The following is a 21,392-nucleotide window of genomic DNA, read 5'->3' as shown; positions in this document are numbered from 1 at the left end:
ATATATTCAAATGAGCGGATTAGAAAAATCAATCAATGTGGTAGCGAGTTTTGGTGCTGCTGTCGTAATTATTGGAGCATTATTTAAAATTGTGCACTGGGAAGGTGCCAATGAGATGCTGATGGTCGGTATGTTTACAGAAGCAGCTATCTTCATTTTGTTTGGTGTGCTGTACATGAAAGCGAAGCCCGAGAAAGATTACGAATGGGAGAAAGTTTATCCTGAATTAGTGGGTGGAGAGCCTGCCTCACCGCGTGCTGCTGGAAATGGGTTGGCTAATTTGGCTAATCAACCAGGATTGGGTGCGGATGTGATTGAGAACTTGACAAAAAGTTTGAAAGGATTAACAGAAACGGCCAATAGTTTACAAGAGATTACGAAAGCAACAGGTGCTGCTAATGAATTTGTGAATTCATTGAATGCCTCGTCTCAATCGTTGGGCTCATTGAACAAGACGGTTTCCGATGCTACGGCTTCTTTGGGTAATATCTCAATTTCTTCTACAGAGGCTGCTAAATATGCGCAACAATATGCGAAGGCAGGGGATCAATTAGCGGCATTGAATGCTGTTTACGAAACTGAAATTCAGGAATCAAGTAAGCATTTGAAAGCGATCAATGGCTATTATGGTAATGTGAATGCAACTGTCGAGCAAATTGCCGCTACATCGAAAGATGCGGAGCAGTTCAAGGCAGAATTAGCTAAGTTGAATGCCAACATTCAGGCATTAAATCAAGTGTATGGCAGCATGTTGACTGCTATGAAAGGATAATTATTGATTTTATTACAGCTTAGATAATATGGCTAGTTTAAAAGAGACACCCCGGCAGAAAATGATCGGGATGATGTATTTAGTACTGACTGCTTTGCTTGCATTGCAGGTGTCGGATGCATTATTACAGAAGTTTACCATTTTGAATTCTAGTTTGGAAATTGCGAATCAATCGGCAGCATCCAAAAATAAAGGCATGGTTCAAGGTATCGAAGAGCGCATCAAAGATCTTCCTAATCCAGATGCTTATGCTGACGTCATTAAACGTGCCAATGAAGTTCGTCGATTGGCGGATGCTTTAGTGAATCATTTAGATGCGTTAAAATCGAAAATGATTGAAGCAGGAGGAGGTATTGATCCAGAAACAGGAAATATTAAAAATCCGAAAGAAGAAGAGAAGGTGTATACCATTATGGTGGGCGCGGATAAGTCGGGCGAGGCCTACAAACTTCAAACCATGTTTGAGAAATATGTGGCTGATTTGGAAAAATTAGCTGATCCGGGTACCAAGTTTCCTTCTTTAGCCAATGATGCTAAATCGGATCCGATCGCGAGTCGCGATGGCAATCAAGCAAACAAGGATTTTGCGGAGTTAAATTTTGCACAAACCCCTGTGCCTGCGGCGATGGCTACGATTTCGCAAAAGCAAGCAGAAGTTCGTCGTTATGAAAGCGATGTATTAGCTCAGTTAGCGGCTAAGGTTGGAGCAAAGGAAATTAAGTTTGATAAGGTTTTCGCCCAAGTATCTGCGAATGCAAATACTGTCGTAGCAGGTATGGAATACCAAGCAGAAGTATTTATTGCGGCTACATCGAGCGGATTTACGCCACGTATGAGCTTTAATGGTTCTTCGATTCCGGTCGTAGATGGCCGTGGTCAAATTAAATTCAAAACTTCCGGTGGTGGATTTGATGCGAATGGTTTATCTAAAAAGACCTACACGGCATCTGTTTCTTACATGAGCCCAGCGGGTCCTAAGACGGAGACTATTCAAAAGGAATATTTTGTATTGAAGCCAACCTACAATATTGAGACGGCTACTTTGCCAGCGCTTTATTTGGGTTGTGCCAATCGTTTAAGTGTGGCGAGTCCCGGACTTGGAGCCTTGTGGAATCCTTCATTCTCTGCGGATGGTGGTGAGGCGATTGGGGGGCAAAATCGTGGTAAGGTTACGATTGTGCCAACTGCCTCAAATGTTACGTTGAATATTACCAATGGCGGTACGCTTTTAGGAAAAGAAACATTCCGCGTTCGTCGTGTTCCAAGACCCGAGGTTCGAATCTTTGGAAATGGGGCTGAATTAGATGAGAAACGGGGTGCGAGTGCCTCTGGCTTACGTTCCATTGATGCGCGTGCTTTGGCTGATGAATCATTCAAGTCGACCAATCCAGAAGATGCTAACTTCCGTGTTTCGGAATTATATGTGGCTTTAGCTCGTGGACAACGTAAGATTGATGACATCACCTTGCCTGGGTCGGGGTCTATTTCAAAGTTAGCGGCACAAGCACAGACAGGTGATCGCTATTACATTGAAATTAAAGGAGTTCAACGCAAAAATTTTAAAGGATCTGTTGAGAATATTCCATTTACTATGGCTAAAAACATTCCTTTGAATTAATATGAATTGTATGAAATTAGTAAATAAGAGTTTGTTGGTAGGTATTCTTTCGGTTGTGAGTGTATCCATTCATGCGCAGGAAAAACCCTTGCCTCCTAATCAAAATTCGGTGCGTCCCATCGATGAATCAAGTATTCATTACAAGGCTCGTTTGTGGCGTCGAATGGATTTGAATGAAAAGATTAATCAGCCATTTTTCTCCAAAAACAACGAGATCACGAAATTCATTTTGGACTGGGTGAAAGCGGGTGTTTTAACCCCGTATAAAAACGATTCACTGACGACAAAACTGACTTACGCTCAATTCGAGGAGAATTTAAAGATGGAGGAGCAATCAAATCAAGCTGCTTTATCAGATGCTGAAAAAGCTGCAGGCTTTGGTGCTGAAGGTTCGGCTGCTCCGAAAGCCGGCACAGATGACGGTTGGGGTGGTTCAGGTGCTAAACCTGCAGGAGCTCCGGCTAAGGATGATTTTGAGCAAAAAGCAGCTCCCGTAGAAGATGCATTCTATTTTGCGAAAGACTTGTCGATTCTAGAGATACGCGAAGATGCCGTGATTGACCGTCGGCGTTCTCGTTTATATTTTGATATTCAGTCGATCAAAATTGTTATCCCAGCCTCGAAGACAAAGGCCGGATTTGACAAGGAAGTTGCTACGTTCCGTTTCAAAGATTTATACAAATTGTTCCGCTCAAATCCGAACTGTATTTGGTATAATTCAGAAAACGAGATGCAGCACAAGAACATGGCAGACGCTTTTGATTTACGCTTATTCCAAGCTCGTATCATCAAAAAAGGAAATGTTGAAGATAAGTTGTTAACTGATTTATATGGTGGAGAAAAAGAGGGCTTGATGATGTCCCAACTTCTAGAATATAAATTATTGGAAATGGAACACGATTTGTGGGAAAATTAATCTTGTTTATCGTTAAAAGGGAGCTTTTCGAAGCTCCTTTTTTTATGTCCTCAGACTACATAGGACAAATCGGATAAAAAGTTAGATAGTAGGTATGAAGAGCTCCTCAAATCTTAATTTTTTACAAAAATGTGGGTTTATTATCTTGAATTAATTCCATTTTTTGCCGACTTAAATGTAAATTGCAAAGTAATTTGACTAAACTAATCTATGTCGTATCAACGCAAAACAAAAATTGTTGCCACAGTAGGCCCAGCTTCAGAATCGAGAGAAGCATTAATTCAATTAGCACAAGCAGGAGTAAATATATTTCGTTTGAATTTTTCCCATGGAACCCATGAGGATCATTTAGCACGCTTACAAACCATTCGTTCCATCAGTGAGGAATTAGGGTTGAATTTAACTGTTTTGCAGGATTTGCAAGGTCCGAAAATCCGAACACAATTGGTTGAAAACAACGGTGTTCCTTTGGAGGCAGGGAAGCAATTAATCTTTGCGATGGACGAGAATTTGTTGGGGACCTCTGAGAAAGTAGGAACCACATATACTTCGATGTATCTCGATGTGAACGTAGGTGAACGCATCTTAATGGATGATGGTAACCTTGAAGTGAAGGTTCTTGCTGTCGACAAGGTTAAGAAAGAAGTAATTACAGAAGTTGTTTATGGTGGAATCTTGAAGTCGAAGAAGGGAATTAACCTTCCAGGAACGAAGGTTTCATTACCTTGCTTAACTGAGAAAGATACATCAGATTTGTATTTTGGATTAGATCATGGTGTTGATTGGATTGCTCTTTCGTTCGTACGCAAGGCATCGGATATCTGGGACATCAAAGATAAAATCAAGGCCTATGGTAAGACAGCCAAGGTGATTGCAAAAATTGAAAAGCCAGAGGCGATAGATAATTTAGATGAGATCATTGAGGCGACGGATGCCATCATGGTGGCTCGTGGTGACCTAGGTGTAGAGATGGATGGAGCGGTAGTACCTTACTTGCAGAAAGTGATGGTTGAGAAGTGTACAGCAGCTGGGAAACCCGTTATCGTGGCGACGCAGATGCTTGAGTCAATGATTACGAATCCAGTACCTACCCGTGCTGAAACATCTGACGTTGCAAATGCGGTATTACAAGGTGCGTCCGCAACGATGTTGTCTGGAGAGTCTGCATCGGGTGCGTATCCGATTAAAGCAGTTGAGACGATGGCTCACATCCATGAGGTGGTGGAGCAACAACAAAATGCGATTGAAATTATCAAAGGGGATGAGGCAGCTATTTATTTCAAGAATCACGCGTTAGCCAATACACCGAATGTGACTTTAACGGATCGTTTGATTTCTGGCGCATGCCGTTTGGCACGTGACTCGAAAGCCAAAGCGATTCTTTGCATCACGAACTCGGGTCAAACAGCGTTTAAATTATCAGCGCACCGTCCAAAAGCTGATTTGTATGTATTTACCAACAATAAGCAATTGATGTCTACGATGGGACTTCTTTGGGGTGTGAAGGTATTTTATTACGATGCCGCTTCCGAAAGTGCTGAGAAAACCGTTCAAGGAATGGTTGATTTACTAAAATCAAAAGACTTACTGGAGGTTGGTGATGTATTTGTTACAACACTATCTATCCCTGCACATACGACCAAGAAAACCAATACGGTTCAATTGGGTATCGTAGAATAAATTTCAGGGTTTACCCATGAAGAAAAAAAATCCTTATTTAACCAATCCGCTAATCGGTCTATACTCTGTATGGACCGGTTTTTGGTTTATTGGATGGTTTCTTGCCTTGTATCCTTTCATGGTAATTTTCCTCCAACATAAGGACACCAAACGCTACGCGCACCGATTAGTTCGCGTGTGGTCTCGTCTCTTTTTTGCGTTCGGATTTCTTCGTTTTGAGGTTATTTCTGAGCAAAAATTAGATCCGAAGCAGGTCTATGTCTTTTGTGCAAATCACTTTTCATATTTGGACATACCCGCCTTCGTAAAGATTTTGCCCAATTATTTCTCTTTCGTGGGTAAAAGTTCCATTAAAAAGGTCCCTTTATTCGGGTATCTATATGCCCGTCTGAATATTTTAGTCGACCGGAGCGATCGCCAAAGTCGGTCAGCAACCCTTGCGAAATCCATTCGCGCCCTTCAGGCTAATCGTAGTATCATCATATTTCCGGAAGGGGGGATTGTCTCGAAGAATTTCCCAATCATGTCGGCGCCTTTAAAAGATGGCGCATTTGCCATGGCAATTCAGCAGCAGGTTCCGATCTTGCCGGTTTCGTTTTTGAATAATTTCCAACTGTTGGATGATGATCATTTTATCTTAAAACCGGGGGTAATTCGCGTTCGGATTCATGCCCCTGTGGATACGAATGGTTTGACTCAAGAGGATTTACCAGTTTTGCGGGAGAAGGTTTACCAAACCATCCAACAACCCATCTTGGACTATCACGGTGTCGATATGCCACAATAAGCTCTTATGCGCGGATTTGCTCTATTTTGTTGGATTACCTTATGCCTTTCGGCATGTAGTAGCACTACGGAGCAACCTACTGATTTGCCTCGTCCAAAAGGCTATAATCGCATCGAATTACCACCCGTCAAATATACCGCATTGGAAGCGGGTCATCCGTATCAATTTGAGATTTCAGCGTATGCCAAAGTGATTCCCGATACCGTCACAATTGGTAATAAGAAAGAAGTCTATAAAGCAGAACCGCATTGGATTTACATCTATTATCCGCGCTGGGATGCATTTATTCAGATTACCTATAAATCCTTGGGTGGCGATAAAAAGAAATTAAAAGCGCTCATCAATGATGCGTTTGCACTAGCCTATAAGCATCAATCTAAGGCTGCCGGAATTCATGATTATGTCATGACCACCACAAATGGCCGTAAGGCAGGCTTGATTGAATTAAATGGAGAAGTGGCTACCTCCTTGCAGTTTTTTACAACAGATAGCAGTAAGCACTTCCTCCGTGGGGCTGTTTATGTCAAAACGGCCACTAAAAACGATTCCTTAGCTCCGATTATCCATTTCATCAAAGGGGATGCTTTACATTTAATCGAAACCCTTTCTTGGAAATAGGCTTACTTGTTCCAGTCCTGAACTTTCCGTTTATTTGTAGCATCTATGGGGCAATCAACCGTACTTTTTGAATCTGAGGAATCAACCGTGTTTGTTGATGCCTTATTGCCTTTGCCCATACCCCGTTATTTTACCTACCGCGTTCCGCGTCAATGGGCGACGCTTGTTGAATCTGGTTTACGGATTGTGGTGCCTTTTGGCTCAACCAAGGTTCTCACCGCGGTGATTGTAAGCGTACATCACCAACCCCCAAAGCAATACCAAGCCAAATATATCCTCGAAATTCTCGATGAAAGCCCTTTAGTAACGGCCTCTCAGATAGCCTTATTTCAGTGGGTGGCTAATTATTACATGTGTTATCCTGGGGAGGTCTTTCAAGTCGCCTTGCCGGCTGGATTGAAAATTTCGAGTCAGTCCAAGGTGCAGATTCATCCCGAATTTCAGGCATTCGATGAATTGTCGGAAAAGGAAAGCATAATCTTTCAAGCGATTGAAGAAAAAGGCGCATTAACCTATGATGAGGTTGCGCGCGTTGCGGAGGTGAAAAGCCCGTATCACCATATCAAGTCCATGGTAGGGAAGGGTTCCATTTTGATTTTTGATGAATTAAAGGATCGATATACCCCGAAAGTTCAGCGCCGGATACGTTTAGTTTCGGACCATACGACTAAAGAAGCATTGACTCATTTGATTGGTCAATTGGAATCCAAAACCAAACAAATCAGCATCTTGCTCCATTATTTACAGTTTATCCCTGTCATGCGGGATGCCGGTTCGAATGCGCGCGGATTAGAGAAATCAAGTTTTACGCAGGCTGGACTCTCTGACAGTGCATTACAGACGCTTATTAAAAATGGGGTTTTCGAGTCCTTCGAGACGATCGTGTCTCGGTTTGGTTCAGATGCCGACGATTTTATACCTGCTTCCTTTGATCTAAATCAAGCACAGGAAAAGGCCTATCAATCCATTTTAGAGCAGTTTCAAGAGAAGGATACCGTTCTATTGCATGGAATTACGGGCAGCGGGAAAACGGAAATTTACATCCGTTTGATTCAAGAGGCTTTGGCTAATGGGGATCAGGTATTGTATTTATTGCCGGAAATTGCGTTAACGACCCAGATTGTAGCCCGCTTGAAGAAGATCTTTGGGGAGCAGGTGGGAATCTATCATTCGAAGTTTTCAGATAACGAGCGGGTGGAGGTTTGGAAATCCATCGTGGAAGGGAAGTATCCTTTTGTCGTAGGGGTACGTTCTTCGGTTTTTCTGCCCTTTTCTCGCCTTGGCTTAATCATTGTGGATGAGGAGCATGAATCGTCCTTTAAACAGGTCGATCCGGCGCCGAGGTATCATGCGAGAGATGTGGCGATGGTGTTAGCGGGCCAACAAAAAGCAAAGGTCTTATTGGGTTCAGCAACACCATCCATCGAATCCTATTACCAAGCTAAACAGGGTAAGTATGGTTTAGTGAGTTTGATGGAGCGCTTCGGTAAGGCCCAACTGCCTCAATTGCATTTGATTGATACGAAGTATGCCACCAAGATGAAACAAATGAAAGGTGGTTTTTCGGTCGATCTCATCAGCATGTTGGACGAGAATTTCCAAAAAGGTAAGCAAAGTTTATTGTTTCAAAACCGTCGGGGCTATTCGCCTTATATTCAATGCCAGGATTGTGATTGGATTGCGGAATGCAATCAATGTGATGTGAGTCTAACTTATCATGCGAAGGATCAGGAGCTGCGTTGCCATTATTGTGGTTATCGGGAGGCTTTATTGCGACGTTGTGGGGCATGTGGGGGGACCAACTTGAAAACGATGGGCTATGGGACCGAAAAGCTTGAGGAGGAATTACAATTGCTCATTCCTGATGCGCGTATTGGTCGGATGGATTTGGATACCACACGTTCCAAAACGGCCTTCAATAGCTTACTAGCGGAGATACAATCTGGTAACATCGATATTTTAGTAGGAACTCAAATGGTGGCCAAAGGCTTGGACTTCGAAGGTTTATCGACGGTAGCCATTTTTGATGCTGATCGTATCATTAATTTTCCGGATTTTCGTGCGCATGAGCGGGCTTTCCAGTTGATCACCCAGGTAGCCGGAAGAGCCGGTCGGCGAGATGAACAAGGCCAGGTTTATATTCAGACGAACCAACCGTCGCATCGTCTCTTTCAGTTTATTCAAGAAGCCGATTATGCAGCCTTGTATGCCGATGAGATTGTTGAGCGGGAAGGATATCATTATCCTCCCTTTGTTCGCTTGATTAAATTGACGCTTCGTCACATGGAATCCCAGCAAGTGGAGAAGGCAGCTATGGAACTGGGAACTATTTTAAAATCCAAGTATGGCCATGGACGTATATTGGGTCCGGAGCGCCCTTTGATTGAGCGCATCCGAAATCAATTTGTCATGGAAATTCTGATTAAACTTGAGAAAGGAGTATCGCTCGCTCAGTTTAAAGTAGATTTACGCTTGTTATTAGACGAATTACCCAGTAAGCCTGTTTTCAAAGGCGTACAGATAATACCTGATGTGGATTGTCTTTAGTATTTAACGACCACGTCTTCATAAGGCACGCGGAATCGTTGGCCCCAAACTCCTTCTTCGGTCCCTTTACCTACCGCAATGATCATATTAATTTCTGCACCGGATGGGAGATTTAGCGCCTTCTTGACACGGACTGCATCAAAGCCTTCCATGGGGCATGAATCGAATCCTTCAGCGGCAATCGATAGCATAAACGTTTGAGCGGCTAGTGCACAGGATTTGTGAACCATCACACGTTGGTCTGCCATACCACCAAATCGCATAAAGGGTTTGCGTAGTCCCATAAAGAAACACATTCCTTTGCGAATAAGGGTGAATATGCCAAAGATATCTTGTCGGTACAATAGCGGCATCAACTGGCCGTAATATTGTAAACCACGTTTTTCTAATTTTCCGGGTTCTTTCCCGTTTAACCCCTCTTTGATTCGATCGAGGTTCCATTGAGCACGTTGTTTCCAAAGGTCTTGACGTGTAACAAAAACGACCAAGTGGGGGGGATTTTTAGCGGCGGATTGTCCTAAGCAGAGTGTATGAAATTCAGCTCTTTTTTCAGGGTTTTGAATCCAATGAAACTCCCACAATTGCATATTGCTACTATTGGGAGATAAAATCGCACGTTTAAGACTTCGTTCAACGACTCCATCTTCTACGGGAGTATTCTCATCAAAGCGACGATTAGATCTTCTTTTTTGAATGATTTGTTCAAAGTTTTCTGAAAGCATGCGATGTATTTTTTTTTCAAATATAGGTATTTAAAAATGACTAGGCATAAAAAAAGTCAGGACCGAAGCCCTGACTTTTCTTTCACAAAATCTGAGGTAGATTAATACCCTGGGTTTTGCTTCAAGGTAGGTACGCCACCTTTTTGTGAATTTAGGATTTCATCATTTGGTAAAGGGAAGTATTCATTTAATCCCTTCTTGTATGACTTACCCACTAAATATCCACGCTTATTGTAGGTTCTTCCTGATAAGTCCTTGCCATTAACAGATTCCTCTTTCAAGTATTTGTTGATGTAAGGTTCAGCAATACCCCAACGAACTAAATCGAAGAAGCGGTGACCTTCCATCGCGAATTCTAAGCGGCTTTCCATGCGAACGGCATTTTGAGCAAAATCTTTGCCTTTCGCTGCAAAGGTTCCCACAGGATATGGATTGATCACATAATTCACAGAAGCATCTTGTACGCTTCCCGTCTTAGCACGGTTACGAATCAAGTTAACATATTTCTCTGCTTCAGCTAAGTTACCTAATTCAACTTCACATTCGGCCAACCAAAGGATTACGGATGACATTTTTAAAAGACGGTAATTATTATTGGTTGCACGTCTACTTGTTGAGTGTGTTGAACTACCTTCATCTGCTAAGTAATACATCCATTTTTTACCGATGTATGGACCTGAATAGTTTTGGTTACGAATCCAAGAGAATCCTGGCATTTGTCCCCAATCTAAGAAGTTTACACCACGACGACCTACTGTCCAATCCAAACGAGGGTCAACTGGGATTGACTTGTCCAAATTGAAGGCTTGGTCAGACTTAAGACCTTGGTCATTTGGAAGGTCGATTTGGTTGTAGGTATCCGCTGTACCATCTGCTTTATCTCCAATCATTGGTAAACCATCCGCTGTTGTTTTGAATGAGTTTACTAAGTTTTGTGAGGGTAAATAGAATCCGCAACATCCACGTCCTGGTGAGTTAGCTGAGTAAGGCCAGTTCAAGTTGTCACCCACGTTACCGTTATTACCTGTCGAACCGTCGTTTACAGAGAAGTTAACCTCGAAGATAGACTCAATGTTGTTATTGGTCGTGTTCCGATAGTTGTCATGGTAATTTGTTACCAATCTCTTGCCTGAGTTTGCATAGACATCCAGTAACAAAGCCTTCGCAGCAGCCCATTTCTTTTGGAAAATATAAGCTTTCGCTAAATAGGTCATCGCAGCCCATTTGGTCGCACGTCCTTTTTGAGCCTGAGTTGCTGGGAGATTATCCGCCGCAAATTTGAAATCAGCCTCAATATTCGACCAAATATCCTTATCGTTTGGAACTTTGGTTGAGTTCGGATCATCGCGCTTGTAGACTGTTTCGTCAATGTAAGGAACATTATTCCACATCTTCTTACCCTCGAAATGATAGTGTCCACGCAAGAAACGTGCTTCTGCTACGACCTGTGTCTTTTCAGCATCCGTCATGTCTTTTACATCCGCACTTTTCGCCAATAGGATTGCTTCGTTGGCACGAGCAACACCATCGTAGGTATGTTGCCATTTTCCTAAGAAATAGGTGTTGTCCGAAAGCCACAAGAATTGCTCGATGTATTCTTGTTCTGGCTGATCACCAATATCCGTTCCTTTTACAGCATCACCGGATGTGATTCCTCCAAATACGTAATTTGAAATCGTGGACTGCCGTCCCGTATTTCCAGCACCTACTCCATCCAATAGGGAGTAAGCTCCAATTAATAAGGCATTCACCCCATTCTTATTACTTAATGACGTCAACGACGCAGCGCCCTGAGGCTCAATTTCGAAGAAACTATCTGAACAAGAAAAGTTGACACCGACTGTCGCGACTAATGATGCGATTATGATTAACTTTTTCATTTTTATATCTGATTTATTTTCAAATGATATCACTAATTAAAATCCTACTCTTAAACCAACATTGTATGATTTAGCAACTGGGAAAGCACCCTCATCGATACCCATGTGCGTATCTTGATTGTCTGCTCCTGAGTTTCTTAAGTTGATATCTGGATCTAGACCCTTATACTTTGTTAGCGTTAATAAGTTTTGACCTTGAACATATACCTGCATTGAGCTTAACTTGATTCGCTTTAAGAATGTTGTAGGTACATTGTAGGTCAACTGGATATTCTTAATACGCATGTATGATCCATCTTCCACAAAGTAAGTTGAGATTTGCTGACTCGTTCCATCTTGAGAATCAAGTTTTGGAAGAATGGCTTTGGTATCTCCTTCTTTTTTCCAAGAATTATATAACATGTCTTTTGAACGGTTACCTTGGAAGGTGTTAAAGTCTGTCCAGTATTTCAAGTAATTGAAGATTTCATTTCCTTGAACTCCTTGCGCAAATACGGTTAAATCCCAGTTTTTATATCCTAGGTTAATATTTAAGCCGTAAGTGAAGTCTGGGTGAGGATTACCAATGATGGTTCTATCATTTGCATTGATAATTCCGTCTCCATTGACATCCTTGAACTTAAAGCGACCTGCTTTGTTGTATGAACCAAATTTAGGCCATGCATCTGCTTCCGCTTGATTTTGGAAAATACCATCAATCACATAACCATTGAAACTACCGATAGGTAAACCAGCTTTCGTAACTGAAATCGCTGGAAGACGCGTAGAGAATCCGAAAACGGTTGCCTTTGGATCATCATTCAACTTCACGACCTCATTCTTGTATTGAGAAATTTGACCTGAAATGGCATAACGGAAATCACCGATTTGATCACGATAAGTAACGTTTAAGTCGATACCCGTGTTGTTTACTTCACCAATGTTAACGAATGGAGTTGTTGCCGTTCCCGCTGTACGTGGAATAGGTACTTGAGTTAACATGTCAGAAGTTGTACGCGTGTACCAGTCTAAGTTAACATCCAACTTGTTGTTCCAGAAGCTAGCATCAAAACCGATGTTGGTCGATGTATTTGTTTCCCAACGGCCAGACGTATTTCCAAACTGAGCAATATCAAAACCAGTAGCGATTGAGTTACCAGAACCCGTAATGTCATAGGCATTGTTGTTTGGATCTGGTGTAAACAATGTATATGCATTGTATACGTTAGGAATCAACTGGTTACCTGTCTTACCCCAACCTCCACGAATTTTCAAGTCATTGATAAAGGTTAAGTCCTTCATAAAAGCTAATTCTGTCAAACGAGCTCCCAATGAGAAGGCAGGGAAAATACCATAACGGTATGTCGATGCAAAACGAGAAGAACCATCACGACGTAAAGTAAAGTCTGCCAACAAGAAATCCTTGTATGAGTAGTTAACTTTTCCGAATTGTGAAAATAAAGCTGTAATCGTAGCTCCTGAACCTGCATTAGATAGACCTGCCGCGGAACCATTGTTCAAGTAACGGTAAGATAAATCATCGAAAGCAAAGTTTGAACGAGCCGCGTTAAATCCAAATGCATAGGTTGAAACGGCTTCCGTACCTACTAATACATTGACTGTATGGTCACCAATCTTTTTATTGTAATTCAAGGTATTGTACCAAGTCACCGCACGGTCAAAGCTATTCGAAACTGTTAAGCTGTTTGCGTTACGTGCTTCTGCCGCCTCGATATCCCGGTTGAAATAAGCTGATTGATTAAAGTTGTTATACTCAAAACCTAAGCTTGTACGAGCCTTCAAATCCTTAATGATTTCAATTTCCGTAAATACGTTTCCGAAAATATGTGTTGCCTTTACAGGGTTATCACGCTCACGCCATTGGCGGGCTAGTGGATTAGGTGCATTACCCAGGTTAGAGCCTCTTGAACCCGCAAAACCATTTAAATTAGATGAGTTTGTTCCCCCTAACGCTTTTGGACCTCCTGTGATATCAAATACCGGAATGATTGGTTGGATACGAATCGCAAACATGATTGGGTTGGATTCGTTGTTATTACCTGCTGGAACACCAATTCTTTCATCGTAGGAAACTGTGAAGTTTTCTCCAAATGTAATAGCACCCTTTTTAAATTCCGTATTGGCACGTACTGAATAACGCTTGTAGCCTGTATATTTCAAGATACCCTCTTGATCAAAATAACTTGCTGAAATCGCGTATTTTCCATTTTTCGATCCACCGGTAGCTCCTAATTGGTAGTTGGAGATCTTCGCTGGCCCAAAAATAACATTTTGCCAATCCGTACCTTCTTTGTTGGCTTTCGTAATGTTGAAAGCGGTCTTACCTAAGTTTGGATCTGTAATATCGTTTGTGTACGTGTAGTTTGCAGGAAGCGCACCATATACGTTTGGATAAATATAATCTGCAATGGTTTGAGAACCGTCAGCACCAAAACGATACTGCGCGGATGGAGAAGTACCTGCTGGTTTTCCTGCACCAATTTCAGACTCATAATAATATTGACCTAATTCTTTGGTATTCAATAGATCTAAGGTTTTACCAACATTCTGAGTACCTGTGTACATATCGAAATTAATCTTTGGCTCACCTTCACCACCACGCTTCGTTGTGATGATCACAACCCCGTTCGCTGCACGTGCACCGTAAATAGAGGCCGCTGATGCATCCTTCAATACCTGCATCGACTCGATATCTGCCGGGTTAATCTGGTTCAATGTACCTTGAGTTGGCACACCATCAATCACATAAAGTGGAGAGTTGTTGTTGATCGAACCGAAACCACGGATACGAACCATGGTACCACCACCGGGTGAGTTGTCATTACCAACCGTCACACCGGATGCACGACCTTGTAACATTTGTGTTACCGACGCTGAAGGAACTGCATTCAATTCTTTCGCGCCTACAACTGCCACGGCACCTGTGATGTCTTTTTTTCGTTGAGATGAGTAACCCGTTACGACAACCTCGCTCAGTTGGCTAACATCCTCACTCAAGGTAACTGAAATCGATGAACGATTACCTAACGTGATTGTTTGAGAAACATAACCCACAGATGAAATGACCAATTCGGCATTTCCCGATTTAACATTAATGGAGAAAGCTCCATTTCCATCTGTTGTCGTACCGGTTGTGGTACCTTTAATGGCAACAGAAACACCGGGAATACCTCCGCCTGTCGCGTCTAAGATACTACCCGTCACTTTTCGGTCTTGTCCAAATGATACCCATGATAGTGACAACATGAATATCATTAGAAAGACCACTCTGCTTACGTAGAAATTGTTTTTCATAAAAAATAAGTTTTGAGTGATAGCTGACGAACACAATTCGCCAACATTTATTGAGGTCAATGTAGAAATTTTTTTCAACTATGATGTACTTTTTTGTGATTATTTTTAGAATAAATTGTAAATTTTACTAAATGTTCATGAAGCCTTAATATTCAGGTAATTAGACTTTAAGACATAGGTAAATCAGCTCGCTTTGCTTACCTTTGTCTTTTGCATTTATTATAACAGAAAGAATATGTTAAACTTGGTTTTGTTTGGCCCTCCAGGTGCCGGTAAAGGAACTCAGTCGGCTAAATTGATTGAGAAATATGGCTTAATTCACTTGTCTACGGGAGATTTATTGCGTGCGGAAATTGCTGCAGGAACTACCTTGGGCTTGGAAGCTAAAAAATTGATGGATCAAGGTATTTTGGTTCCGGATGCCGTGGTTATCGGAATGATCGATAATAAGTTAAATGAGAATAAGGCTGCTGCTGGATTTATCTTCGATGGCTTCCCTCGCACCGTTGCGCAAGCAGCTGCGCTGGATGCGTTATTGACCCAACACGGAGTAGGTATTTCTCAAATGATTGCCTTGGAAGTTGAGCAAGAAGAATTAACACAACGTCTTTTAGAACGTGGAAAAACTTCCGGCAGACCCGATGACCAAAATGAAGATTTAATTCGCAAGCGTGTTCAGGAATATACCGAGAAAACGGCTCCCGTGGCTGATTTTTATGCCAATCAAGGGAAGTTTACCGGGATTAATGGGGTAGGAGAGATTGAGGCTATTTTTGGACAGATTGTTTCGATCATCGAAAAGAACTAAGAGGTAAGAGGTGAGAGGGGGCCTCCGGCCTTCGGCCTTTGGACTTTGGACGTTGGACGTTGGACCTCGGCCTTTGGACGTTGGACCTCGGACCTCGGACGTTGGACCTCGGCCTTTGGACGTTGGACGTTGGACTTCGGACTAATTACATTTAATAACAGACTAGCGACTAGTGCTAGCGAATAACAAATTATGACTTCAAATTTCATCGATTATGTTAAAATCAACTTGCGTTCAGGACGTGGGGGTAGTGGCTCGTCTCACTTCAGACGAGAAAAGCACGTCCCGAAAGGCGGTCCGGATGGCGGTGATGGCGGTCGGGGAGGTCATGTGTACATCGTCGGCAATAGTCAACACTGGACATTGCTGCATTTGAAATTCCAAAAGCACATCATTGCAGAAAATGGCAAAGGTGGAGAGGGTGGTCGTCGGTCCGGTATGGAAGGTGAAGATATCTTCATCGAAGTACCTTTAGGTACCATTGTCAAAGATGCCGAGACGAACGAATTTCTAGCGGAAGTTACCGAGGAAGGCCAAAAAGTCCTTTTGTTACCTGGCGGACGTGGCGGTTTAGGAAATACCCATTTTAAGTCATCAACGAATCAGTCCCCGCGTCATGCCCAACCGGGTGAAGCCGGCTTAGAACGTTGGGTGATTATGGAATTAAAAGTCTTAGCGGATGTCGGTTTAGTTGGTTTTCCAAACGCCGGTAAATCCACGCTTTTATCCGTTCTTTCTGCAGCTAAGCCCGAAATTGCCGATTATCCTTTTACAACTTTGGTTCCTAATTTGGGAGTAGTTGCCTACCGTGATTACAAATCTTTTGTGGTTGCTGATATTCCGGGAATTATCGAAGGCGCGGCTGAAGGAAAAGGCTTAGGTTTACGCTTTTTGCGTCACATTGAGCGTAACTCCATCCTGTGTTTTCTCATTCCTTCGGATGCCGAAAACTGGGGAGACGAATACAAGATTTTAGTCGGGGAATTAGAGAAATATAACCCCGAATTATTGCATAAACGCCGTGTATTGGTCGTTTCAAAAATGGATTTATCCATTCCAGAGATGGAAGAAGAGATGCGCGAAAGCCTACCAAAAGATTTGCCCTTGGTGTTTATCTCTTCCGTGACAAATACCGGCATTCAGGAGTTGAAAGACTTGCTTTGGGAAACCTTACAAGAGGAAAACAAAGAGGTCGCCAAGCAGGTGGAAAGTTCCATTAATCTCCTGCAAACACAAGACGATTTCGAGCAACTCATTGATGAAATTGAATAAACAAAAAGGTCGCCCGAATGGACGACCTTTTTTATTGAATTTGTTTAGCTAACAAGGCAATACCTTCATTAAAGCTTCGAGGCTGATACCCCAGAACACGTTTTGCCTTATCCAAGATAAATCCCGTTCTCGGTGGACGTTTCGCCGGCTGTGTAAATGTAGATGAATCCGCCGGCTTGATCAATTCTTTGGGTAAATGAAAGTATTCAGCCGTTTGAATCGCCATTTCATAAGGGGTTAATAATTCTTCTCCTGAAATGTTGAAAATGCCCTCTGCTTTTTTTTGTGCAATGAGCCAACAACCCATGGCCAGATCTTCTGCGAGGGTAGGCGTTCTAAATTGATCCGTGACTACATTGATTTGTTTGCCTTCCTCCAGGGATTTTTTTACCCATAGGATAATATTCGTCCGACTCATATCTGGGACAATTCCGAAAACAAGCACGGTACGTGCAATCGCCCAACGAATAGAAGATGCTTGGATGATTTTTTCTGCCTTTAATTTACTTTCCCCATAAATGGAAATGGGATTTGGAGTTGCCTCTTCATCATAAGGCCCATCTGCACCATCAAAAATAAAGTCGGTCGATAAATGACATAAAAAGCTTCCCTGTTTTTCGCAGGCATTCACTAAATATTCAACGGCTTTGACATTCAAACTTTCGCAACCTTCCAGATCACTCTCGCAAGTGTCTACATTCGTCATCGCTGCCGTATGAATAACAATTTGAGGTTTATAAGCAGCAAATACCTCATTGACCTGTTGGGAGTCCGTGATATCAAGGGATTGATAAACATAACCTTCTAGGTTAGGTAATCGGTTTTCTCCTTTAGCGGTGGCGATTAGTTGGATGTTCTCTTCTTTAGAAAGTAGGTCCACTAACTTTTGTCCCAAAAGGCCATTCGATCCCGTGATGAGAATGGTTTTTTTCATGATGCTAATTGTTTCCTTATATCTTTCAATAATTCTTGAGCCCCTTGTGCAATTAATTCATTGGCCACTTGAGTGCCGAGATTCATTGAGTCATTTCCGATTGCTCTTGATTTTAATTCAATTTCTCCTCGCAATCCGAGCACGCCGGCGATTAATTCCATCCCATGTTCACCCTGTTTTGCATGCCCATAGACAGGAACGCTACATCCGCCATCTAACTGGGCTAATAGATGTCGCTCTGCCAACAAGCATGCTTCGGTGGAAGGGTCATTACAAATTTGGCGAATTTGTTGTTGTAGGTCTGAATCCAAGCTCGTAGAACATTGGATAGCCACCGAACCTTGTCCCACGGCAGGCGTGAAACGGTCGATATCCAAGTGTTCGACAATATAGGATTCCATTCCCATGCGATGAACACCAGCATAGGCTAAAATCATCGCTTCGCAGTCTCCATTTTTAAGTTTTTCTAATCGAGTTTGTAGGTTTCCACGCATTTCCACAAGGGTATGTTGAGGAAAGTTTTTCGCCAACATGGCCCGTCTCCGTGTGCTGGATGTTCCCACAACGGCGGCTTTATTGGCTAGACGGAATTTCGGATTTAAACTTAGTACCACGTCATGCGCAGCTTCGCGCTTTGTAAAGGCAATCAGTGGTAAATCTGTAGCAAGTATTGAAGGGAGATCCTTTGCGGAATGTTGGGCGATATCAATCTCCCCATTCCTTAACATGGACTCTAATTCTTCCGTAAATACACCCTTTGAACCGATTTTTGAGAGCGATCGATCTAGTATTTTATCGCCAATCGTTACAATGTCCACGATCTCAGTTAGCAACCCAGCTGCTTCCAATAAACCCGCAATATGGCGCGCCTGCCACATGGCTAGTGCGGAGTTTCTTGTACCGATGCGGATGAATTTATTTGTTGGCATTAGCGATGCGAATTATTTGTAAAGATAAGTCGAGATGTATCATTTTAGCTCGGCCATTTCGTTCCAGATGATAATGTGCCGTAGAAACCTTTTCGCTTATTTTTTCAATCGCATTTCGATTCAATGTCTTTGAAAAATTGGCGATAAATGGTTTCTCCTTTTCGAGCGCTTTGATTAAGGTTGGAGCGTCGGAAATCTGGTAGACACATTGGCGAAAAATATGCAATGCGTACTCCAGGAGGCTTTTTTGGTCTTCTTTGGCTAGGCCGTCAAATTGCTCTGAGAGGCCGACTAATTTACTTAAGTTCTTTTGATAAACGGCGCGCATCCAGTCGGCAAACCAGGTCGACGTACTCAGATTTTCCGACTTCGCTTTTTCGAGTGCCCAGGAGATATTTCCTTCGCAACTGATGGCTAAATTTTGGGCATTTTCTAAGCTGGTTCCTGTTTCTTTGACCAAATATTCGGATAGCGAAGCTTCATCCACAGTCTGAATAGCAATCCGTTGAGTTCGGGACAAAATAGTCGTCAGAAGTTTTTGTGCATCTGAGCAGACGAGTAAAAATAGGGTAGAACTTGGGGGTTCCTCCAAGGTTTTTAGCAACGCATTACCGGAGGAAAGGTTGAGGGATTCAGGGTTCCAGATGATGACAACCTTAAATGGAGCCTCAAAGGGTTTTAGACTAATTTTTCCGAGAAGTTTTCGGGTTTCTTCTACGGGAATATTCCCTTGTTTGTTTCCCTCAGCTCCCATGGCACCTAGCCATTCGGGTAATGTTCTATATAAGGATGTACTGATAAATGATCTCCATTCGGGTAGGAATGCATCAGATTCCGCCTCTTTAACCTTTTTTGTCGTGACAGAGGGGAATAAATAAACGATGTCTGGATGTATTCCTTTGTGAACTTTTTGACAACTTGGGCAGGTGCCGCAAGAATCATCGCCTTGTCGGTTCGTACAAAACAAAAAGGAGGTAAAGGCCATTGCCATGGCGAGTTGGGCACCACCGGTGGGACCATGAAATAATTGAGCATGTGCGATGTGTTCGTTGAGAACAGATTGGCTCAATTGTTTTTTGGTTTGCTCTAATCCGGGGATGTCTTGAAAGCGCATTGGGTTTCCCTAATAAATGAATAGGCTAATTTCGGGCATTTGCCTCCTCTTTCCAAATTTGTTCGAGCTTGCTCAATAGATTTTCGGGGATTTCTTGATTTTTTGCTTGAATCCACGCTTTTGCATTTTCGATGGCCTTGGTGGGCAGGTACTCCGAGACGTTTGGGAATTCTCCCCAAGTGAGCGATGGAATGAATTTGGGTAAAAAAGTACTACCGCTGATATTACAATGATTGCCGATCACCGTACCGGTATTGAACTTCGTTAAAATTCCGGTACATACAAAGTCCCCCATGAGGACACCGAAAGACTTAAGTCCGGTATCCCTAGCTTGTTGGGTTTGATAATCGTACAGATAAACATTTTTCAGGTCGTTTCGAACATTGGAACCTGTCGTGAGCGCACCAAGATTACAAAATGACCCTATGATGGAATTTCCGAGGTATCCTTCGTGGGCTTTATTTGAATAGGGGAAAAAGAGACTTGCGCTGATTTCTCCACCCACTTTACAGCCTTTGCCGATGGTGGTGTTGGGTCTAATCTTTGCGCCCAAATTCGTGATCGCTCCATCGAGGATTGCGGCAGGTCCTTGAATGAGTGTACCGATCTGGATTTTGGTATTTGCTCCGATGTAAATAGGACCTTGGCTCGCATCGAGGATAGTACCTGAAATTTCAGCACTTGGATCGATGTAACAATTTTCAGGATGGATGATTGTGTTCCTTCTATTTGTCAAATCGCCTAAATCAACGTCATTGGCTTGGATCTCGTTCACTAGCGCTTGGCTATTAACTGAAATGAGATCTTCCGGGTATGCAATATAAGTGGGGCGATCTGCTAATACTTTTCGATTTATTGGGATGCTTACTTCGTTATCGCTGCGATACGCAATCCATTGGTCTTCCCAAAACAAGGCTTCGTTAGATGCTAATTGCTTTAATTCCTTGATCAACTTTGGGTCAGGAACTAAGGATCCCAATAGATAGATGTCTGTAGGAAGCTCATCGATGTAGGCTGTCCATTTTACTTCGATGGTAGACAAGCCTACCCAAAGCTCTCGAAGATGCCGGGTATAGGTCAAAGGCCTTAATTGTAGGCCGATTTGGGGGTCATTAAGAAGTTGGCTCGTCTTCCACATAGTACAAATAAACGAAAAAGCCTTCACATGATTTCATGCGAAGGCTTTTTTTGTATGCTTGAACAAATACTAGTTCTTTGCGTAACGCTTGTTGAACTTGTCTACGCGACCTGTTGTATCTAACAATACATTTTTACCTGTGTAGAAAGGGTGAGATTGAGATGAAACCTCTAGCTTGTATACTGGGTAAGTTGCGCCTTCGAATTCAGTCGTTTCCGTTGTTTGAACGCAAGAACGAGTTAAGAATTTGTAATCCGCTGATAAATCATGAAATACAACTTCTTTGTATTCTGGGTGGATATCTTTTTTCATTGCTTTTTGTAAAATGACGATTCCCTGCCGTCTGTTTTAAATAGTAGAAGA

17 protein-coding genes are annotated in these 21,392 nt (G+C 42.5%); 9 read left to right on the top strand and 8 right to left on the bottom strand.

Annotation, left to right across the window (positions count from 1 at the left end):
* The first annotated feature begins 10 nt into the window (after positions 1-10).
* From porL to priA, 7 genes are all read left to right on the top strand, one after another.
* On the top strand, positions 11-772 hold the full coding sequence (gene porL, locus ACMH5P_RS10880; protein WP_459494396.1) for a type IX secretion system motor protein PorL/GldL: 762 nt from the start codon (positions 11-13) through the stop codon (positions 770-772).
* Positions 773-800: 28 nt separating this feature from the next.
* The gene (gene porM / locus ACMH5P_RS10875; RefSeq protein ID WP_459494395.1) at positions 801-2,390 is read left to right on the top strand and encodes a type IX secretion system motor protein PorM/GldM; all 1,590 of its coding nucleotides are present in this window, start codon (positions 801-803) and stop codon (positions 2,388-2,390) included.
* 10 nt (positions 2,391-2,400) lie between these two features.
* Positions 2,401-3,306: a type IX secretion system ring subunit PorN/GldN gene (gene porN, locus ACMH5P_RS10870; RefSeq protein WP_459494394.1), complete on the top strand. Its 906-nt coding sequence runs from the start codon at positions 2,401-2,403 to the stop codon at positions 3,304-3,306.
* A gap of 210 nt (positions 3,307-3,516) precedes the next feature.
* Complete coding sequence (pyk, locus tag ACMH5P_RS10865; RefSeq protein ID WP_459494393.1) at positions 3,517-4,986, top strand: pyruvate kinase; 1,470 nt, start codon at positions 3,517-3,519, stop codon at positions 4,984-4,986.
* A gap of 16 nt (positions 4,987-5,002) precedes the next feature.
* Positions 5,003-5,773, top strand: a complete 771-nt coding sequence (locus ACMH5P_RS10860) for a lysophospholipid acyltransferase family protein (protein WP_459494392.1) — start codon at positions 5,003-5,005, stop codon at positions 5,771-5,773.
* Positions 5,774-5,779: 6 nt separating this feature from the next.
* On the top strand, positions 5,780-6,391 hold the full coding sequence (gldD, locus tag ACMH5P_RS10855) for a gliding motility lipoprotein GldD (protein ID WP_459494391.1): 612 nt from the start codon (positions 5,780-5,782) through the stop codon (positions 6,389-6,391).
* Positions 6,392-6,436: 45 nt separating this feature from the next.
* Positions 6,437-8,938 (top strand): replication restart helicase PriA, encoded by a 2,502-nt coding sequence (priA, locus tag ACMH5P_RS10850; protein ID WP_459494390.1) that lies wholly within the window; start codon positions 6,437-6,439, stop codon positions 8,936-8,938.
* Here priA and ACMH5P_RS10845 read toward each other — a convergent pair.
* The 3 genes from ACMH5P_RS10845 to ACMH5P_RS10835 form a co-directional block, all read right to left on the bottom strand.
* A complete protein-coding gene (locus tag ACMH5P_RS10845) occupies positions 8,935-9,660 on the bottom strand; it encodes a nitroreductase family protein (RefSeq protein ID WP_459494389.1) in 726 nt (241 codons plus the stop codon). The two genes, priA and ACMH5P_RS10845, sit on opposite strands and share 4 nt — an antisense overlap.
* A 101-nt stretch (positions 9,661-9,761) precedes the next feature.
* On the bottom strand, positions 9,762-11,540 hold the full coding sequence (locus ACMH5P_RS10840) for a RagB/SusD family nutrient uptake outer membrane protein (RefSeq protein ID WP_459494388.1): 1,779 nt from the start codon (positions 11,538-11,540) through the stop codon (positions 9,762-9,764).
* Positions 11,541-11,576: 36 nt separating this feature from the next.
* Entirely contained in the window at positions 11,577-14,786 is a 3,210-nt protein-coding gene (locus ACMH5P_RS10835) for a SusC/RagA family TonB-linked outer membrane protein (protein WP_459494387.1), read from the bottom strand.
* A 283-nt stretch (positions 14,787-15,069) separates the two neighbouring features.
* Here ACMH5P_RS10835 and ACMH5P_RS10830 point away from each other — a divergent pair, with 283 nt between their 5' ends.
* Both ACMH5P_RS10830 and obgE read left to right on the top strand, forming a co-directional pair.
* The gene (locus ACMH5P_RS10830) at positions 15,070-15,642 is read left to right on the top strand and encodes an adenylate kinase (protein ID WP_459494386.1); all 573 of its coding nucleotides are present in this window, start codon (positions 15,070-15,072) and stop codon (positions 15,640-15,642) included.
* A gap of 189 nt (positions 15,643-15,831) precedes the next feature.
* Positions 15,832-16,914, top strand: coding sequence for a GTPase ObgE (obgE, locus tag ACMH5P_RS10825; protein WP_459494594.1), 1,083 nt, complete (start codon positions 15,832-15,834; stop codon positions 16,912-16,914).
* 31 nt (positions 16,915-16,945) lie between these two features.
* Here obgE and ACMH5P_RS10820 read toward each other — a convergent pair whose 3' ends face one another.
* From ACMH5P_RS10820 to ACMH5P_RS10800, 5 genes are all read right to left on the bottom strand, one after another.
* Positions 16,946-17,848, bottom strand: coding sequence for an SDR family oxidoreductase (locus ACMH5P_RS10820; RefSeq protein ID WP_459494385.1), 903 nt, complete (start codon positions 17,846-17,848; stop codon positions 16,946-16,948).
* Positions 17,845-18,777 carry a hydroxymethylbilane synthase gene (gene hemC, locus ACMH5P_RS10815; protein ID WP_459494384.1) on the bottom strand — a complete coding sequence of 311 codons (933 nt, stop codon included), beginning with the start codon at positions 18,775-18,777 and terminating at the stop codon, positions 17,845-17,847. The genes ACMH5P_RS10820 and hemC overlap by 4 nt, the downstream gene beginning before the upstream one ends.
* A complete protein-coding gene (locus ACMH5P_RS10810; RefSeq protein ID WP_459494383.1) occupies positions 18,764-19,891 on the bottom strand; it encodes a DNA polymerase III subunit in 1,128 nt (375 codons plus the stop codon). Before ACMH5P_RS10810 ends, hemC begins: the two co-directional genes overlap by 14 nt.
* Before the next feature lie 25 nt (positions 19,892-19,916).
* Positions 19,917-21,029 carry a putative sugar nucleotidyl transferase gene (locus ACMH5P_RS10805; RefSeq protein ID WP_459494382.1) on the bottom strand — a complete coding sequence of 371 codons (1,113 nt, stop codon included), beginning with the start codon at positions 21,027-21,029 and terminating at the stop codon, positions 19,917-19,919.
* Positions 21,030-21,098: 69 nt separating this feature from the next.
* Entirely contained in the window at positions 21,099-21,341 is a 243-nt protein-coding gene (locus tag ACMH5P_RS10800) for a type B 50S ribosomal protein L31 (protein WP_315576023.1), read from the bottom strand.
* Positions 21,342-21,392: the final 51 nt, after the last annotated feature.

This window comes from Aquirufa sp. 5-AUSEE-100C1 (assembly GCF_054558655.1).
The sequence above is the reverse complement of the archived record's forward strand: the minus strand, read 5'-3'. Positions and strand labels throughout refer to the sequence as shown.

Coding starts and splice junctions, on each gene's coding strand:
- ACMH5P_RS10840 (WP_459494388.1), bottom strand. CDS start 11,540: ATGAAAAAGTTAATCATAATCGCATCATTAGTCGCGACAGTCGGTGTC.
- ACMH5P_RS10805 (WP_459494382.1), bottom strand. CDS start 21,029: ATGTGGAAGACGAGCCAACTTCTTAATGACCCCCAAATCGGCCTACAA.
- hemC (WP_459494384.1), bottom strand. CDS start 18,777: ATGCCAACAAATAAATTCATCCGCATCGGTACAAGAAACTCCGCACTA.
- porM (WP_459494395.1), top strand. CDS start 801: ATGGCTAGTTTAAAAGAGACACCCCGGCAGAAAATGATCGGGATGATG.
- ACMH5P_RS10810 (WP_459494383.1), bottom strand. CDS start 19,891: ATGCGCTTTCAAGACATCCCCGGATTAGAGCAAACCAAAAAACAATTG.
- pyk (WP_459494393.1), top strand. CDS start 3,517: ATGTCGTATCAACGCAAAACAAAAATTGTTGCCACAGTAGGCCCAGCT.
- gldD (WP_459494391.1), top strand. CDS start 5,780: ATGCGCGGATTTGCTCTATTTTGTTGGATTACCTTATGCCTTTCGGCA.
- ACMH5P_RS10860 (WP_459494392.1), top strand. CDS start 5,003: ATGAAGAAAAAAAATCCTTATTTAACCAATCCGCTAATCGGTCTATAC.
- ACMH5P_RS10830 (WP_459494386.1), top strand. CDS start 15,070: ATGTTAAACTTGGTTTTGTTTGGCCCTCCAGGTGCCGGTAAAGGAACT.
- porN (WP_459494394.1), top strand. CDS start 2,401: ATGAAATTAGTAAATAAGAGTTTGTTGGTAGGTATTCTTTCGGTTGTG.
- porL (WP_459494396.1), top strand. CDS start 11: ATGAGCGGATTAGAAAAATCAATCAATGTGGTAGCGAGTTTTGGTGCT.
- priA (WP_459494390.1), top strand. CDS start 6,437: ATGGGGCAATCAACCGTACTTTTTGAATCTGAGGAATCAACCGTGTTT.
- ACMH5P_RS10835 (WP_459494387.1), bottom strand. CDS start 14,786: ATGTTGTCACTATCATGGGTATCATTTGGACAAGACCGAAAAGTGACG.
- ACMH5P_RS10845 (WP_459494389.1), bottom strand. CDS start 9,660: ATGCTTTCAGAAAACTTTGAACAAATCATTCAAAAAAGAAGATCTAAT.
- ACMH5P_RS10800 (WP_315576023.1), bottom strand. CDS start 21,341: ATGAAAAAAGATATCCACCCAGAATACAAAGAAGTTGTATTTCATGAT.
- ACMH5P_RS10820 (WP_459494385.1), bottom strand. CDS start 17,848: ATGAAAAAAACCATTCTCATCACGGGATCGAATGGCCTTTTGGGACAA.